Consider the following 18008-nt stretch of genomic DNA (forward strand, 5'->3'; position numbering starts at 1 on the left):
AAACACCAAATCAGTCATCGAAAATTTTTTATTTGTACATACTAACTATTAATACGGTTAATACGGAATCTTATAGATTCACTTTGGGTTATTTATAAAAGATAGATGTTAATAACGATTAAATAGAGCAATCAATCGTGGTAAAAAAAGATGAGCTTTCCAATTTTTTCTTTGCAGGTTCATAAATGAAGCTAATCCATACAACTAGCTGGTATTTTCCTGATACATCAGCCGGTGCCGAAGTATACTTAGATTCACTACTGCATGGCTTACAAGTACATGGACTAGAAAGTATTGTTGCTGCTCCTAAACAAGGTACAGAAGAAGATACCTACGAATACAATGGCATCTCAGTTTATCGTTATCCTGTTTTTCCTAACCCCAGTAAGATAGAGGTACACAAGCAGCTACCCCACGGCGGCTTTAAAAATTTTGCTAATTGGCTAGAAAACAATCGAGCCAATGTCTATCATCAACATTCATGGCGATTTGACTGCGGTTTACATCATCTTGCTCTCGCCCGCCAGTTAGGGATGGCTACTGTAGTTACTGTACACATACCTGAGCCTATATGTCTGCGTGGTACGATGATGCGCTGGGGTGAAGAACCTTGCAATGGGTTGATTGACTCTGTTAATTGTAGTCAATGTTTGGGAGTAGCAAAACAAGTATCGCCTTGGATGCTCAAGGCTTTTAGTCAAGTTCCCTTGGAGGTTGGCATAGCAGCAGAAACAAAATTACTTACCTCGAAAAATTTCAAGCTGCGTCTACTTGGTAAAACTCTTGGTATTCCTACCCTAGTGTCTCAACATAGACGCAATTTGATGCAACTAGCAAAACTAGCCGATCGCATTGTTGTAACGAGTAATTGGCAATACAATGCTTTTGTTGCAAACAATGTTCCTCCCGAAAAACTTACTGTCTCTCGGCAAGGTGTTGCTAACACTTTCAAACGTGAAGTAACACCAAACAAACTACATAACTCTACATTAAAAATCGGCTTTTTGGGTCGCTGGCAAGAAACTAAAGGGGTACAAGTTTTAGTAGAAGCCGTACATAGTCTACCGAATGATGTACCTGTAGAGCTAATTCTTCATGCTACTCATCCGGGAAAATACGGGGCTGCCAATCGTGAAAAAGTTATGGCGATCGCGAGATGCGATCGCCGGATTCGGATTGCTGAACCACTTTCACGCGAAGCAGTACCAGACGCATTAGCCGGTTTCGATATACTAGCAATACCGTCGCAGTGGTTAGAAACTGGCCCCATAGTTGCCTTAGAAGCACAAGCTATGGGCATTCCCGTACTAGGTTCAAATTTAGGAGGGATTGCTGAGTTAGTCCGTCACGGCATCGATGGTTGGTTAGTTCCAGCCAAAGATGTCCAAGCATGGGCTGAAGCGATCGCAACTTTAGCCAAAGACGCCGATTTACTAGCTAAATTACGTCAAGGTATCCAACCAGTACGTACAATGGATACTGTTGCCTCAGAGATGTTGGCACTTTACCATGAAATATTAAAAATTCCTCAGAAAAATTTTGTATCTTGATGGATTGACAACTAATTTATTTAGTTGCTCTAACTCCGACAAAACAAATTAAATTACTATTTGCAGATTTAGCAACAGCTGACAAATCCTGGGAAAACTAAATAAAAATAAGTATAAAAATAGTGAGAAAATTTTCTAAAATATCCTTGTTGGTTTCAGATTTATCAAGTGCAGCGATTCTGCGTGCATACTTGATAGCAAAAGCTCTCAATCAGTTAGGATATGAAGTTGAAATTATGGGTTTTTTATTTGGAAAGAACTTCTATTTAAATTTGCCATCCGAATTCAACGTTTATAACTTACCAGGCAAAGACTTCCCAGAGTTTTTTGGAGAAATCCAAAAATTTTTACCAAAAATAAATGGCGATATAATTTATGCTATCAAACCACAACTAGCAAGTTTTGGAGTTGGACTATTAAGGAAAATATTCACTAGAAAGCCATTAATTTTAGACATAGATGATTGGGAACTCAGCTGGCATGGCGGTGATAACTGGCATTATCATCCTACACCCAAAGAATTAGCTAGGGACTTATTGAAACCACAGGGCGCACTCAAAAATCCTCATCATACTTTATATGTGAAATGGATGGAAGGTTTGGTAAGTCACGCTGATGCTGTGACAGTGCATACTAAATTTTTGCAGCAGCGTTTTGGTGGTACATTTGTTCCGAATGGCAAAGATGTTTCTTTATTCGATCCCACTCAATACGATCCTGAGTCCAGTAGGAATCGTTATGGTTTATCTGAATATCGGATTTTAATGTTTCCCGGTGCGCCAAGACCTTATAAAGGTTTAGAAGATGTTCTCATCGCGCTCGATAAACTTAATCAACCAGACTTGAGATTAGTAATTGTAGGTGGTAGTCCTTATGATGATTATGATAAACAACTTCAACAAAAGTGGGGACGTTGGATTATCAAATTACCTAAGTATCCAGCCGACGTTATGCCTGATTTGGTAGCAGCTGCTCATATTGTAGTTGTTCCCCAACGAGATACTCCAGAAACTCGCGCTCAATTTCCCTTGAAGTTGACAGATGGGATGGCAATGGCTAAACCTGTATTATCAACCCGTGTTGGAGATATTCCCCAACTTTTAGGTGATACTGGTTATTTAGTCGAGCCTGGTTGTCCTGAGCAAATTGCTGAACAAATTCAATTGATTTTTCAGAATTTAGAGTCAGCAAGCCAGAAAGGTATCAAGGCAAGAGAAAGATGTGTGGAACACTATAGCATAGAGGCTATGGCTTCTACGCTAAAGTCAGTAATTGCTCAGTTGTGAATAATATTAATAATTAAGTTAAATTGGCATAAAAATACCCAATGTCTACCAGAAAACTAATACTAAGATTCGCCAAACCCTATCCAGGTTTAATTGTCCTAACGATGCTGTTGGGATTTTCTGGTGCTTTATTTAATGGTGTAGGTGTGACTTTGATTGTGCCAGTAATTTTGAGAATTGTCGGACAACCAGTAGATTTAACTGGTTTTCCTCCGATTCTGAAAGCTGTGATGTTCCCATTTGATAATCTTCCCGAAAATTATCGTAATTTGGGAATGGCTGGAACAATTATATTTATAATTTTCTTAAAAAACTTATCTAGTTATTGTAGTATTTTGGCATCGAGCGTTTTCACTCGGAGATTAAATGCGGACATTCGCGAAGCTAGCTTAGAGTTATTGCTAGATATTGATATAGATTATTATTCAAAAATGAAAGTAGGCGATATTATTAATCGCCTTGGTTCGGAAACTGCCCGAACTTCAAGTGCTATTGGCACTATCATCAATTTAATTATTTTAATAATTACAATTTTAGTTTTCGTTGGCTTATTATTAGCAATTTCTTGGCAGTTAACAATCGCAGCAACAATTTTGTTGGGTTTTATAACATTAATCAATCAATACACAATTAGTAGAGCGAAGAAATTTGGTCAACAACTATCAGAAATGTCTACATCTTATTCCATCAGTGTTTTAGAAACATTGAATGGAATTCGTTTGGTAAAGTCAACCGCCAATGAAGACAGAGAATATGAAAAGATTACCAAATTAATTCGCGATCGCGAGAAAGCAGATTTTCAATCTCAGATAAACTCACAAGCGATCGGGCCGATAAGTGAGGTGATGGGAGTTATAGCCTTACTTCTAATTGTATTTTTGAGTAAAACTTTCTTTGCCAACCAAGTTTCTTTTATTTCAACGGTACTACTGACATATTTATTAGTATTACTGCGACTGCTGCCTTTGGTCTCTCAGTTAAATAGTCTTCGTAGTAGCTTTGCCAATAGTGCTACTAGCGTAGAAATAGTGAGTGAGTTTTTAAGTCGCGATCGCAAGCCGTTTATGAAAAACGGTAATATTATATACACAGAATTAAAAAAAGGAATAAGTTTTAATTCACTTTCCTTTGCCTACCCTAGTCATGAAAAGTTAGTCCTGAAAGATGTAAGTTTATTTTTACCCCGTGCTACAACTCTCGCTTTGGTAGGTGGTTCTGGTGCAGGTAAGTCAACCTTAGCTGACCTCTTACCCAGATTTTACGATCCGACATCTGGCAGTATCTCTATCGATGGCACAGACCTGCGTGATTTTGATATCAAATCTCTCAGAACACACATGGGAATTGTCAGTCAAGATACATTTCTTTTTAATGACTCGGTGCGAAATAATATTGCTTATGGAAGACCTGAAGCTAGTGAAGATGAAATTATCTCAGCAGCCAAACGAGCAAATGCTTATGAATTTATTGATAAATTACCTCAAGGATTAGACAGCCAAATTGGCGATCGCGGCGTCATGTTATCTGGTGGACAAAGGCAAAGATTAGCGATCGCTCGCGCCCTCCTGCAAAATCCAGAAATTTTGATTTTAGATGAAGCCACCAGCGCTTTAGATACCGTTTCCGAACGCTTAGTACAAGCTGCACTCGACGATCTGAGTCGCGATCGCACAACCCTGGTAATTGCTCACCGCCTTTCCACAGTCCAAAAAGCCGATCAAATTGCCGTTTTAGATCAAGGACAGGTGGTAGAAGTGGGAACCCATGAAGCACTTTTACAAAAAGGTGGTTACTACTCACGCCTCTACTCAATGCAATTTGCCGATCAGATTGAAGTTTCCACCAAAACTAATCCCAGCTTTAACCGCATTTCTCACGAACTGCGTACAAGGCTTAATTCAATGATTGGTTTCCTGGGACTATTAGTTGACGATCTAGTAGACAATTCCCAAGAGCGCCAGGAATTAATTGACCAATCATACAACTCAGCTTTAAGAGTTCTCAACGCCATCGATCTCTTCAGCGATGTAGTTAACTTGAAAATTAACTGGCAGTTATCGTCAGATATAGACCAAAATCAAGATGAACATAACCAGTATCAAAACTTTAGTCATATTTCGGATGAGTTTCGCACGCGTCTCTATCCTCTGATTAGCTCTCTGCACTTGCTAGCCGATAAATTAGAATCCGAACCCCAAAAACAAAATCTATTAATTGCAGAATCTTATCAATCTGCTATTTACCTATTAGATATATTAAAAGTTTTTGAAAATAAAATTTAATTTTAGTTAATGTCAGGAACAAAAATACTTATACCACAATCTTTAAAAACCTATCATCCCCAAAAAAAATGATAAATTCTTCAAAGAAAAATCAATATATTTTTTACACCGGAGAGCTATCATTAAAGCCGGACACAGCACACGAAATTCATGATGTTCTTTGTGCCAACGCAGCAGCTAACTTAGGCTACTCCTCAGTTTTAATTTATCAAGATAAAAAAAATTATTCTGTTAATTTACTATCGTTAATTTATCCTTATCAACCCAAAAAACCCGGTAAAGAATTTATAGAATTTTACGATGTTCAAGAAAAGCTCAAAGTTGCAGCATTGCCAATGCCTTGGCCTATCAATCGAATCGGTGGTAAATTTACCAATTCCAGTACAGTAGTAACCAAATATTATTTACCAGTTCATATCCTACCTCATACTAAAGTTGCCCACACGCGAGATTGGAACTTTGTGAAAGCCGCAGTCAAAAATAAAGTTCCTACAATCTATGAACGTCACTACTTTCAAGATCGAAAATTTGAGCAAGATATCATCCACAGTCCCTATTTTAAAATAGCCATAACTCAGTCCGAACCCATCCGGCAAAGTCTAATAGAAAATGGAATGCCACCGGAAAAAGTAGTTTGGCTACATAACGGATTCAATCAATCATTTTCAATCAGACAGCCCCAAGAAGCCGAAAGGTGGCGGCAAGAATTACTTATAAATGGACGGAAGCATTTAGCTGTCTATTCAGGTGCTTTGTATCCTTTCAAAGGAGTCGATCTATTAATTGATTCTGCTAAAGAATTGCCAGAAATTCAGTTTATTATCACAGGAGGAACAGAAGCACAAGTACAAGCATATCAACAAATAGCCAGAGATAAAAATGTCGAAAACGTTAAATTCTTAGGCTGGATACTTCCACGAGAACGATTAGTCAGCTTGTTTCAGGCAGCTGATATTTTGGTTCATCCTCACTGCGCTGGAAAATCAGCAGATTTCACGAATCCAGTGAAGTTTTTTCAGTACATGGCTGCTGGCACTCCTATAGTTGCAACTGAGATTCCACCTTTAATGGAATTCAAAACATCACCTTTGATTGCCAGTTGGTGTACACCAGATAACCCGCATAAACTTGCCCAATCTATTCAACATACTTTAGAAACTTATCCGAGAAAAGTAGAAGGTTATGCAGCTAGTATAGATTTTGCCCAGCAATTTTCTTGGGAGAATAGAATTACCAAAATATTAAGCTATGTAGAAGAAGAGCGGCGTCCACCAATTTTAGGGTAACGGTACAAAAATAACCGAATAAATACGATTTATGACTATTAAAACTGTTGGCATGATTAGCAGCTATTCAGGTCTTGCTAAAAACAAAGATTGGCTATGGCAACAAACTCCGCACTACTTTGGTATTTGGAAGAATATGCAAATGTTGAAAATGGCACAAAAGCCAGATTTTATGTTGCTATATCAATTTGATTTTCCCCAAGCATCGCCGCAAAAATCTTGGTTAGATAATTTTCGCAAACAGCAGCAAAAACCAGTAGTAAATGTTGAATCTCTACTGCGTGGTGTCAACAAAGAGCGAATTATTTATTTGCTCAGAGAACCGCCTTTAGATGAGGTTGTAAAAATAACTAATCATAATTATCAAGAAGCCCAGAAGTATTGCGGCTACGTTTCTGGTCCCGATGATTTTGCTCCCATTCCTGACTATATGCCTGCTATTTGGTATCACTCAAATTCATTTCAAGATTTAAATGAAATGCCACCGCCCCCAAAAGTTGCCCCATGTAGTTGGATTACTTCGGGAATTAGCCGCACAGCCAACCATCGCCAGCGTTTAGATTTTTTACAATCTTTGCAATCAAGTGGTATGAAATTTGATTTGTATGGGCGTAACTTACCAGAATGGGCAAACAGTTCGGGAGAACTAGGTAACAAATGGTATGGCATGGCACCATACTATTACAATCTGGCAATTGAAAACTATGCTGATAATAATTGGTATGTGAGTGAGAAACTTTGGGATAGTTTACTTGCTTGGTGTTTACCAATTTACTATGGTGGCCCGGCTGCTGATAAATTATTGCCACCGGGTAGTTTTTTGCGGTTGCCCAGTTTAGATGAAAAAGGCATTGCCTACATCCAAGAAGTGACAGCAACACCTGATGCTTGGTATGCTGCCAAAGATGCGATCGCAGAAGCACGTCAAATCATTTTACACAAATTAAACCTGCTTAACTGGTTATCAAACTTTGTTGAGAAACACTCATAAATTATGAATGGTATTTGTACCCTCGGCAATGATTATGTTTTCGATCAACTGGTGGCTTTGCTCAACAGTATTGATGTTATCTTAGGTCCAGAAACTCCTGTTTGTATCTATCCTTTCGACGATCGGACACAAAGAATTGCTGATGAAATAGCTAAACGCCCTAATGTATTTCTTTACGATGACCAAGAATCAATCAACCGCTGGGATCAATTTATGTTGGCAGCAGCCCCAGAACGATTGAATCGAAGTAAATCCCGTTTGTATGGCGCTCACCGTCGTTTTTGTGCTTTTGATGGGCCATTCGAGAAGTTTATCTATTTAGATGCAGACACCTTGGTAATGAACTCACTCGCAGGAGTGTTTGAAAAGCTAGATAGTTATGATTTTGTGGTCTACGATTTTCAATTTACAGATGTTAGTAAAATATATAATGTTAATTCTCCCAAATTACTAAAAGTTTTTGAGCAAAAACGCATTGATTCCGAAATATTTTGCTCAGGCTTTTATGGCGCAAAAAAAGGGCTATTTGACTCAAAAAAAAGAGATTGGCTAATATCAAATTTACAAAATGGCGATTCAGAAATTTTGTATGGTGGTGCTGGCGAACAACCATTAATCAACTACATGGTAATGAGGTCTAATCTTTCTATTTATAACTTTGCCCGCCAATTACCAGATAATGAAAAAACAGGATGTTCTGCTAGCTCCAAACACTTTGAAGAACGAGAACATATTCTTTACGATCGCGGTAATAGACTAACTTATCTCCATTACATTGGGATTCCTCCTAATATTAATCAAGCAGTCTGTGCGGGAGAAAATATTGAGTTTCCCTATCGAGAGTTATTTCTCTATTATCGTTACTTACATGAACCAGAAAAGCGTCCAGTATTTACCAGTCCTCCTAAAAATTATAATGACGCTCCAGTACCAAATTTACTTACCAGAGCTTTGCAAAAACTTAAGTTAATTAACCAAGGATAATTTATGAGTAGGGGCATTTATATAGTTGCCAATGACCGCGTTATCGATAATGCTATTGCTCTACTCAATAGCATTCGTTACTATGACCCAGAAGTTACCATTTATCTCATACCTTTTAATGACAATTATCACAAGGTAGCAGAACAGCTTGCTACCTTACACAACGTTCAAGTTTTCCCAGATTTAGAACTTATTGAAACATTTACCAAACGCATCGGAGAAATTTTTGACCGAGATTTCCTCGCCTTACCCAACAAAATGCGAAAACTGGTAGCGTGGTTTGGGCCTTTAGATGAATTTATTTATATTGATACGGATATTGTCGTTTTTGAAAAAATTGCCGACAATTTGGACAAACTTGCAGAAGTCGATTTCTTCTGCTGTGATTACCATCATGCTAATGAAAAGCTGCGAAATATTTTTTCCCCATTTGTGAAAGATCAGCAAATTTTTTCCGATGCCCAACTTCAAGATGTTTTCAACAGTGGTTTTTGGGCTTCGAGAAAAGGAGCTATTACCGAACAACAAATGGATGAAGCTTTACGCGAGTGTGCAGCACATCGCGAATATTTCGATTTTTCTGAAGGAGTTACAGACCAACCCATTCTAAATTATCTTGTTCTCAAACTAATTTCTAAACGTGGAAATCTCGTCAAAATTCCTGGAGGAGGGCCTGGTAGTTGGGCAGGTTCACGAAATTTTCAACAGCAAGATTACGCCCTCTATGACCGAGGACAACGACTAAAATATCTCCACTGGGCTGGTACGCGGATGAAAACTGGTAGTCCCTATTGGCAATTGTGGGAACACTATCGCTATCTTCATGAGGGTAAATTTGCCTTCATTCCCAAACTGACTCGCCGTTTATTTCCCTTTGTTTCTGCGCGTACTTAATGTTAGGAGTATTACAATGATTGATGGTATTTACACCTTAGCGAATGATGTTGTCTATGACCAACTAGTTGCTTTGCTCAACAGCATAGAAGCTAATGCTGGTAGAGAAATTCCTGTTTGTGTAATTCCATATAATGACCAGCTAGAGAAAGTAAAGGCAGAAATTGCATCTAGAGATAATGTTACTTTATTTGAAAATTCTGATTCTATAGCCTACTGGGAGAACTTTGGCTCTCGTATCTGGAAAGCTCACCCAAGGGCGTTAAAGCTATGGCGAAAATATGGTTTGCCAGAGAATTATCGCATAGAAAGACATCGAAAACTCTGCTGTCTAGATGGCCCATTTGACAAATTTATCTTCTTTGATGGAGATACCTTGTTGATGAAATCACTCGATGATGTTTATCAAAAGTTGGATGAATATGATTGGATTACAAATGACTTTCAATATAGATCCGATTTGAATTATATTTTCAACTGGACAGAAGATAAACTAGCAGAGATTTTTCCTATAGAAGATATTAGGAATCAAATTTTTTGTTCTGGTTGGTTTGCTTCTAAAAAAGGTGTTTTTAATGATGCTAATTTAGCAAATCTACTAGCAAACTTAGAAGCAGGTGAAGCTGATGCACTGGCATGGGCAGATTCCGATCAAACAGTTCTCAACTATTTAGTTTTACGTAGTGGAATTTATTACTACAATTACGCCTATCACGGTAAAGCAACCGGTTGCCATTGGACTTCTAATTTTGATGTTGTAGATAATATTCTTTACGACCAAGGGCAGAAATTGACATACTTACACTATATGAGTGTATCTTCTTCAGCTTTTACGAGGCTTTGTGGAGGTGAAGATGTTGATATTGCTTACCGCGATGTTTTCTTATATTATCGCTATTTAAAATCACCTGAAAAACGTCCTCAAAGCTTTAAGCGCCCAAGCAAGCTAACACTTCTGCAAAAGTCCACTAGTAGCTTTATTCAGCAAAGAATAAACAACATTAAGCTAAAGTATCGCAACTTCAAGCATAGAATTGCTCAATAAAAATTAAAGAGAGTCTGAAACTCTCTTTAATTTTAAAATATTAATTTTCTACTATTTAAGAAAAAGAATCTAAATCTAAAGATTGCATACCTTCGCGTTCTATAAAAGTCATCATACTTCCCAGCTGCAACCAAACTAGCAAACAAGTAAACAGACTAATTGGTAGACCGACTCCTAAAGCCAAGGATGAGGGAAAGCCAAATATCTCTAAACCTGAAGACATAAATAGACAAGTACCGCCTGTTATGCCGATAAATGGTACAACTAATTGTTTCAGTGAGGAACGTGGCTGAGTATTTTCTGCTCGTTCGTTTGGCCAGTTCTGCACAATTACTTTCAAAGTGCCAGATAATGCCAAACCAGATGTTAATGCTATCAAAAAGCCAACAAGTAACAGAAAGTAAGGCGGTTGCTCAGGAAAATAATACATGAAAACTCCTAATTTATATTAAAAACTTTTACTTTTATTTGTTGACTGGTTATCAGCAAAAGACCCAATTAATGTCGTTTTTGGCAGGATAGCGGCTGCCCCTTCTCTGGATAACTCTGTTAAAATCCCGATCGCTACATTTAATAAACGATCCGGTTTTAAGTCATCTTTAACCAGGTTCCACAGCCTTTGGACATCTTCGGTGTGCAGGCGGTCATCTTCGGTAAGAGCAAGCACCAACTGTCGCCGGAGAAACTTGCCTTCTTCGGACATTAAGTATTGGAACCCCATCTGAGCTGTGGGCAATACATCAAAGTTGTTATCACTACGAGCGATCGCAATCAAATTCTCTAACCGCTGCCACTGAAATTTACCATCTTTGAACAACACATTCAATAATCGTCGTCTTAATTCCGGCGATTCTCCTGTCAGCAACCGCCGCGCTATATAGGGATAACCCACTTCAACAATTTTGAAATCGGGGTTAAGGCTAAGGGCAATACCTTCTTGGGTAACTAGAGAACGAATAATCAAAGCAAACTTGGCCGGAACTCGGAAAGGATATTCGTACATCAGTTCCGAAAATTCATCGGTAATAGTTTTGAAGTTAAAATCCTTGACATTTTTGCCAATAGCGTTTCCTAGCACCGCTTCTAGTGCTGGCACTATCGGGCAAATATTCGTGTCTGGAGTCAGAAACCCTAATTTTACAAAGTCTTCGGCTAAGTCGGTATAGTCTTTATTTACCAAATGCACTAATGCATCGACCAGCGTTTCTTTGGTGCTTTCTTCCAACTGATCCATCATGCCGAAGTCAATATAAGCCATACGACCATCGGCTACAGCAAATAAATTGCCGGGATGAGGGTCAGCATGGAAGAAACCATATTCTAAAAGCTGTTGCAATCCTGATGTTACACCAATTTGGATAATCGCTTCTGGGTCTACACCTGCTTCGCGGATGCGTTGAGTATCCGTCAGCTTGAAGCCGTCAATCCACTCCAGGGTTAAAACGTGGGTATTGGTATAACGCCAGTAAATTCCTGGAACTTTTACTTGTGGGTCATTGTGGAAGTTGCTAGCAAATTTCTCGGCGTTGCGGCCTTCATTAATATAGTCAATTTCTTCAAATAACTTCGTGCCAAACTCGTCCACAATTAAAGTTAGGTCGTGACCGAGATTTAAAGGCAACCAAGGAGCTAGCCAACCTGCTGCCCAACGCATCAGATATAGGTCGCGTGTAATTACCGGATGTAAGTTGGGGCGTTGCACCTTCACGGCGACTTCTTCGCCGCTAACCAAACGACCCCGGTAAACTTGACCCAAGCTAGCAGCAGCGACTGGATTAGGTGAAAGTTCGCTAAAACTTTCGTGAATTGGACGACCTAGTTCACTTTCGATAATCTGGTAAGCGATCGCATTATCGAAAGGTGGTAACTGATCTTGTAACTTGATCAGTTCTTCTAAGAAATCTTTGCGTATCAGGTCAGGCCTAGTAGAGAGGGCTTGACCAACTTTAATAAAAGTCGGGCCGAGGCGGGTGAGCAGTTCTCGCAACTGGATAGCTCGTTTACCCTTGTTCTGCTCAACTTTATCTTGCCATTCGTCCCACTTCAGATTGAATATAAATCCTGCAAAAGAGGAGATAATTCTCAGCACTCGCCCCCAGGCTAGCCAAGGACGGTAACTATAGTAGCGAGCGATCGCATCTGGATTATAGAGTTTTAGTTGAGCAGGTTGATACTGACCCACGCCTTTTTTTGCCTCTTCAACTGAAAAATTTACAATGATTGTTTTTCTCCTAACCCACAAGTTGGTTGTAAGCTCAGGATAGCGGTAGTCTTTTATCTAAAACAACTAGAACTCTACCCTTTGGGATAGCGTTCCAGGCGATTTTAGCATCTGTTACTGCCTAGATTTGTTTATCTTTTTCTTAATTATACTTTATAAAACTACAACTAATTATCCATCTTTTTGATGATTTTATCTTTTCTTAACTTGAATTTATATAAATATAAATATGTACCTATATATGCAAATTGAAACTCAGTAACCGCTTACAACATAAAGATCCCCGACTTATGTTAAAAGTCGGGGATCTTGATACTATGTTTATTTATACCTGTGATTTAAGTGGAAAATAAAATATTTTATGTGTCCACAACAAAATTACAGCATCAACTAAAACCTTGGTAATTGGTAGTAGCTTTGCCACAATTACCAATTACCGACTTTTAATTATCATGTAGTGCTATTTAGATTTAGCCTCCAAGTTTTCTAAACGGCTTCTCAATTCCTGATTTTGTTGTTTGAGTTGGTCGAAATCTTCACGCAATTGACGCAGGGTTTTTTCTGAACCAATGTTTTTCTGCACCTTGGAAATTTCTTCTTCAGCAGAGCGACGTACACGCCCATCAGCTGTCTGTTCAGCTAGCGATCGCAAAATCCCCACTGCTTTAGGTGTTTCCATTTGTCCTAATGCTGCTGCTACCGACACTTGCGTTAAAAAGAAGCTTTCTTTGGCTAGTTCTGTTAATTTTTCTAAAATCCGTTCCAAATTAGCCGAACTTTGACCGACAGAAATCTTTCCTAAAGCGCGAATTGTAGCTAAACGTAGGGGTTGTGGCACACCGAGTTTGGTGTATTCTAGGAGCAGATTTAAAGCTGCTTCCGAAGTTTTGAATTCAGCTAAACCGGCGATCGCACCACTCCGCACGACTTCATTCCAGCCCGCCTTTTCTTCTAAAACGGATTTCAGCAGCTTTAATACCTTGTCTTCCTTGGGTTTTTCTTCCAAGTTGGCCGATGCGATCGCCCCGATTACACGAGAAGCTGCTGCTTCCACGTAGTAGCTGGGATCGCCTTTTTGCAACAGCCCTTTCACAACTTTATAGCTTTCAGCAGTTTTGATTTGAGTAAGTGCTTCCACTACAGATCGTCGCACGTAAGCATTTTTATCTTTTAAGCCAGCAACTAAGCCATCAAAGGCTTGATCTAAATTAATTTTGGCTAGTTGTTTCGCGGCTTCCACGCGCACACCCCACAATGGGTCATTTTTTAGCGATACAGACAGTACTTTGATAGCTTCTAACCCGCCTTTTTTTGCCAAAGCTGCTGCTGCATAACTACGCGAAATCGGGTCGGGATCGAATTCTAACTGTGCTTTTAACTCCGCGATTGGATATTCTAAAGCTACTGTTTTTAGGTAATTATTTCCAACATCAAAGCTAATAAATTGGGGCTTATTTTCTAGGGGAAAGTAGAAGCTTTGTTCGCGTTCATTCACCCGGACGGTGAAAGTTTTGAATTGTGAGTTAGGAGTTATGAGTTTGGAATTATTTTTAACTCCTAATTCCTCACTCCTCACTTCTTCCTGTTGGGTATAGCCAAAACCAATAGGTATTTTTAAATCAAATAAATCCTTACTGCCATTTTTACCTTCAGCAGCTTGGGTTTGAGTGACTGTAATTTTTGCTAAATTAGCATCTCCATCCCAAGAGTAAGCTACTTTAAAATCGGGATGACCACCACGATAAACGTATTGGTCAAACAGAAACAAAAGATTACGTCCAGTTGCCTTTTCAATCGCCCTGAGTAAGTCTACTGTTTCTACGGTTTTGTGGGCATTATCTTGGACAAATGTTTGAATTGCCTGCCAAAACAACTCATCTCCCAATTGGGTCCGAATCATGTGATAGACACAAGATCCTTTTTCGTAGATGTGGCGATCGTAAAGTTCAATAGCTTCTCGGTAAACGTGCGTTACCATTGGACGGCGATAACGACTGCTATCTTCACTTAAGTAACGACGAGCTTCCAATAAACGATAGTAAGCTGCTTCTTCCAAACTATATTCCTGTTCTGTCCACATCACCTCAGAATAAGAAGCCATCCCTTCTTTAATCCAAGCATGAGACCAATGCTTAATCACCACCAAATCACCAAACCACTGGTGCGCGAGTTCGTGGACGACTAAACTTTCAGTGTTGCGGTTATCTAAGGCAGCGCGTTCATCCAGCAAACATCTGTCTGTTAACAGTGTTGTAGAAGTGTTTTCCATGCCGCCAAAGATGAAGTCATCGACGCAAACTTGGGCGTATTTCGGAAAAGGGTATGGATAACCATACTTTTGGCTCAAAAATTCGATCATTCGGGGAGTTTTTTCCATGCTGCGTTTAGCATCTTCCTCCCGTCCCTTTTCGACATAGTAGGTGACAGCTTTACCGTTCCACTCATCTCGAATTTCAGCAAAATCACCTACTGCTAAAGTCATCAAGTAGGTAGGATGAACTTGTTGCTGTAACCAATGATAGACTTTGTAATCACCATCTTCTATCGTGTCAATTAATTCGCCGTTGGAAATCGCCACGAGAGGGTTGGGAACGCGGACGCGAATTTCCGAAGTAGATAGTTGTCCTGGATAGTCAAAGCAGGGAAACCAAAAGCGAGAGTCTTCGTCTTCGCCTTGAGTCCAAACTTGAGTAGGCTTGTTTGGGTAGTGCTTATCTGGTTGAATAAAATAAATACCGCGTTGCGGTTTTGCCACCGAGTAGGCGATCGCAATCAGCAAGCGTTTACCAATCTGGGTTGCCTGAGATAGTTGGATGGAAAGCTGTTCGCCGTCATAGTCAAAATTTTGTGGCACTTCGTCCACCTGCACAGACTCGATATTTAGGTTGACAGCATCCAAAGTCAAACGATCAATACCATTACGGATTGGCAAAAGGCGAATGCTACAACTGCCCTGATAGCTTTGCTTGGGAATATCCAAGCTGAGATCGAGAAAAATATGCTCTACCTGTCCGGGGCGATCGGGGTTGTAGTGTGGTCTTGCTCCCGGTAACTCAAAAGGTTTGTGTCCGTTATTATCTGTATCAAAATAAGACTGCGACATTGATGCTTACTGACCTTGTAATCCTGAAAAGTCTGGCTTGGTTGGATGTAGTTAAGTAAAATAGCGGTATCTGATGTATTTCCCAAATGAATAGGGCATTATGAAGGTGACTTCTCACCTTTGGGATTGGGAGATTGAAATTAATCTCATCCGAACTTCCAAAGATCGGCTACCGATCCTGGGATTTTTTCCATATCCCTGCCGCATTTACTTTTGCTGATGTTCTGCACTTTTTTGGCATTGAGTCAAGAGTCTCTTGCACCTCGATAGATTCTCATTAATGTACAAATACTCCTAATTATTTTTATAACTTTAGGATAGCTTGCTGCTGAACACGCTATTTTGTTTAAAATGAACAGCATATCATTTGCAGATTCGCTCCTCATCTGGTTGAAGTATTTTTGAGAGTAATTTTAGACCGCTAATTTGTAGGATTACTAATTTTATCAGTAAATACCAACTGGAGTTGAAACTAAATGCAGGATACCAGTTGTGTGAGAGTACAATAACAGATTTCTGTCTCCGTAAAAACTCCCATACTGGCGAGTGCATGTAAAAGTCCCTCAGAGGTAATGCTTGTAGATTGACGTTGCACTTGTCAAATCCTCTTCACTTCTTTAACAAATCGGCGTAGGCGTAGCCCGTCGTAGACATCGCTAGCTTGTTTGCTGTATAGATGGACTGCGAGATCCAAGTGCTATAGCAATCTGAAATCATTCGTAAACAATGAGATTCTCAACTTATTAGAGAAGTCGAGAATCTTACCCTTGCAATTTTTACAAATCAGATAGGATTGCTATGTATTTAATTTGCAGAAACACCATTTGTGGTGAAAAATCACTTTTAAGTTGGATGTTTGCTAATTGAGACATGAGATTTAAGTGAGAATTTTTATGATTAATATCCAATTAATGATGGATGTCAAAAGCAACAATTTTCAGCAAAGAGGGGGTAGACGTGCAGCTTGCCAACGAGTGTGCGGCTGAATCCTTTTGTCATAGGTTAGTCTAGCGATGGATTAGCGGAAATATTATAAATCCGAAAACTCTACAGTGACACTTGTATAAATCTCGGTGACAATCTGAGCAAAAGAGGATAACAAAATGCCTGAAAGTAAATCAAAATTTCTCATTCCTGCTGTTGGTGCTGCTGTCGTTGTCGTCGGAAGTATAGCGGCTTATATGTACTTCAAAGGCTCACCAGGAGGTAGTTCAGACGCTCTAGGCAGTGCTAAAGTAGTGCCTTCAACAGCACTGATGGCAACTTACATTACTACTGACTCTGAAGCTTGGGCAAAGTTACAGCAGTTCGGCACTCCAGAAGCACAAAAGTTAGTAGCAAAAGGTTTGGAAGATTTCAATAAGCAAATGTTCAGTGACAGTAACATTTCTTATGAAAAAGACATAAAGCCTTGGGCTGGTGGTGTCATGATTGCTGTACTGCCACCAAATCCTGTAAAACCGGCACAGTTAAACGTGCCCTCTGGGACACCTGATGTACCAACAAATTTACAGCAGGAATCAAATATCCTGATAGTGGTGGGAATCAAGGACAAACTCAGCGCGTTGAATTTTGCTAACAAATTAAAGTCACAAAAAGGGGTGAAATTACAGGAATCTGACTATCAAGGTCAAAAAATTGTCGAAACTACACAAAATGGCAAGCCGACGTATAGCGTAGTTTTAAATGATAGTCAGTTAGTATTAGCTCCTGAAAAGCAAGCTGTACAAAAAGCAATTGATACGTTTAAGGGACAGTCTTCTTTTGCGAGTAAAGAAGGTGCTAGCAGCATTCTTAAAGGAGTGGATGTTAAAAACAGCCTTGCCCAAATTTATGTACCAGACTATGTTGGGATGATACAGCAATTAACTGCTGGAAATCCGCAGGCAAAGCAGTTACCTCCACAAACCCTGACGCAATTGAAGCAGATAAAATCTGTGGTAGCGGGTGTTGGAGTTGATGATGCGGGAGTAAGGGTAAAAGCGATCGCTAATTTAGATCCGCAATTAAATAAATTTCAGTATCAATCAAGCCCTGGGAATATAGTCGGGCAATTTCCTGCCGATACCTTCGCTCTGATTAGCGGAAATGGTATCAGTCGTGGTTGGGAAGTGCTGGTAGAGCAATCAAAAGATTATCCAGAAATGAAGCAAGCTCTGGAACAAGCGCGAGGACAACTGAAATTCGCCAATCTAGACCTAGATAAGGATATTTTTGGCTGGATGAATGGGGAATTTGCCTTTGGTGCGATTCCATCAAATCAAGGAGTATTAGGGCGTGTCATCAATTAGGTAAAGTGGAATAAGAACAGGTGAAGAAAGATAAATAACAGGAAAAAGATGACGCGCCGATATGCACTACGAGAT

The 18008-nt window shown here is 39.5% G+C and carries 11 protein-coding genes and 1 pseudogene; 9 read left to right on the forward strand and 3 right to left on the reverse strand.

What is annotated here, in order from left to right:
• Window positions 1–185: 185 nt before the first annotated feature.
• The 8 genes from V7K44_RS07225 to V7K44_RS07260 all read left to right on the forward strand — a co-directional run bounded on the left by V7K44_RS07225 (window position 186) and on the right by V7K44_RS07260 (window position 10318).
• The gene (locus V7K44_RS07225) at window positions 186–1550 is read left to right on the forward strand and encodes a glycosyltransferase (protein WP_334930017.1); all 1365 of its coding nucleotides are present in this window, start codon (window positions 186–188) and stop codon (window positions 1548–1550) included.
• A gap of 122 nt (window positions 1551–1672) precedes the next feature.
• Entirely contained in the window at window positions 1673–2836 is a 1164-nt protein-coding gene (locus V7K44_RS07230) for a glycosyltransferase family 4 protein (protein ID WP_334930019.1), read from the forward strand.
• Between the two features lie 41 nt (window positions 2837–2877).
• Window positions 2878–5118 carry an ATP-binding cassette domain-containing protein gene (locus tag V7K44_RS07235; protein ID WP_334930021.1) on the forward strand — a complete coding sequence of 747 codons (2241 nt, stop codon included), beginning with the start codon at window positions 2878–2880 and terminating at the stop codon, window positions 5116–5118.
• A gap of 68 nt (window positions 5119–5186) precedes the next feature.
• Window positions 5187–6404, forward strand: coding sequence for a glycosyltransferase family 4 protein (locus tag V7K44_RS07240; RefSeq protein ID WP_334930023.1), 1218 nt, complete (start codon window positions 5187–5189; stop codon window positions 6402–6404).
• Window positions 6405–6435: 31 nt separating this feature from the next.
• Window positions 6436–7395, forward strand: a complete 960-nt coding sequence (locus V7K44_RS07245) for a glycosyltransferase family 10 domain-containing protein (protein ID WP_334930025.1) — start codon at window positions 6436–6438, stop codon at window positions 7393–7395.
• Window positions 7396–7398: 3 nt separating this feature from the next.
• Window positions 7399–8379 (forward strand): Npun_R2821/Npun_R2822 family protein, encoded by a 981-nt coding sequence (locus V7K44_RS07250; RefSeq protein WP_334930027.1) that lies wholly within the window; start codon window positions 7399–7401, stop codon window positions 8377–8379.
• 3 nt (window positions 8380–8382) lie between these two features.
• Window positions 8383–9273 carry an Npun_R2821/Npun_R2822 family protein gene (locus tag V7K44_RS07255; protein WP_334930029.1) on the forward strand — a complete coding sequence of 297 codons (891 nt, stop codon included), beginning with the start codon at window positions 8383–8385 and terminating at the stop codon, window positions 9271–9273.
• Window positions 9274–9289: 16 nt separating this feature from the next.
• Window positions 9290–10318, forward strand: a complete 1029-nt coding sequence (locus V7K44_RS07260) for an Npun_R2821/Npun_R2822 family protein (protein WP_334930031.1) — start codon at window positions 9290–9292, stop codon at window positions 10316–10318.
• Between the two features lie 55 nt (window positions 10319–10373).
• Here V7K44_RS07260 and V7K44_RS07265 read toward each other — a convergent pair whose 3' ends face one another.
• The 3 genes from V7K44_RS07265 to V7K44_RS07275 all read right to left on the reverse strand — a co-directional run bounded on the left by V7K44_RS07265 (window position 10374) and on the right by V7K44_RS07275 (window position 15642).
• A complete protein-coding gene (locus V7K44_RS07265; RefSeq protein WP_334930033.1) occupies window positions 10374–10748 on the reverse strand; it encodes a hypothetical protein in 375 nt (124 codons plus the stop codon).
• Window positions 10749–10766: 18 nt separating this feature from the next.
• Window positions 10767–12500, reverse strand: coding sequence for an ABC1 kinase family protein (locus V7K44_RS07270; RefSeq protein WP_334930035.1), 1734 nt, complete (start codon window positions 12498–12500; stop codon window positions 10767–10769).
• 499 nt (window positions 12501–12999) lie between these two features.
• Window positions 13000–15642: a M1 family metallopeptidase gene (locus V7K44_RS07275; protein ID WP_334930037.1), complete on the reverse strand. Its 2643-nt coding sequence runs from the start codon at window positions 15640–15642 to the stop codon at window positions 13000–13002.
• Between the two features lie 1103 nt (window positions 15643–16745).
• On the opposite strand from V7K44_RS07275, the pseudogene V7K44_RS07280 reads away from it, so the two are divergent.
• Window positions 16746–17924, forward strand: a pseudogene (locus tag V7K44_RS07280) (DUF3352 domain-containing protein); the annotation flags it as partial.
• Window positions 17925–18008 lie beyond the last annotated feature (84 nt).

Origin of the sequence: Nostoc sp. (assembly GCF_036917235.1) — a bacterium.
In the GTDB taxonomy this organism is placed as follows: Bacteria; Cyanobacteriota; Cyanobacteriia; order Cyanobacteriales; family Nostocaceae; genus Nostoc.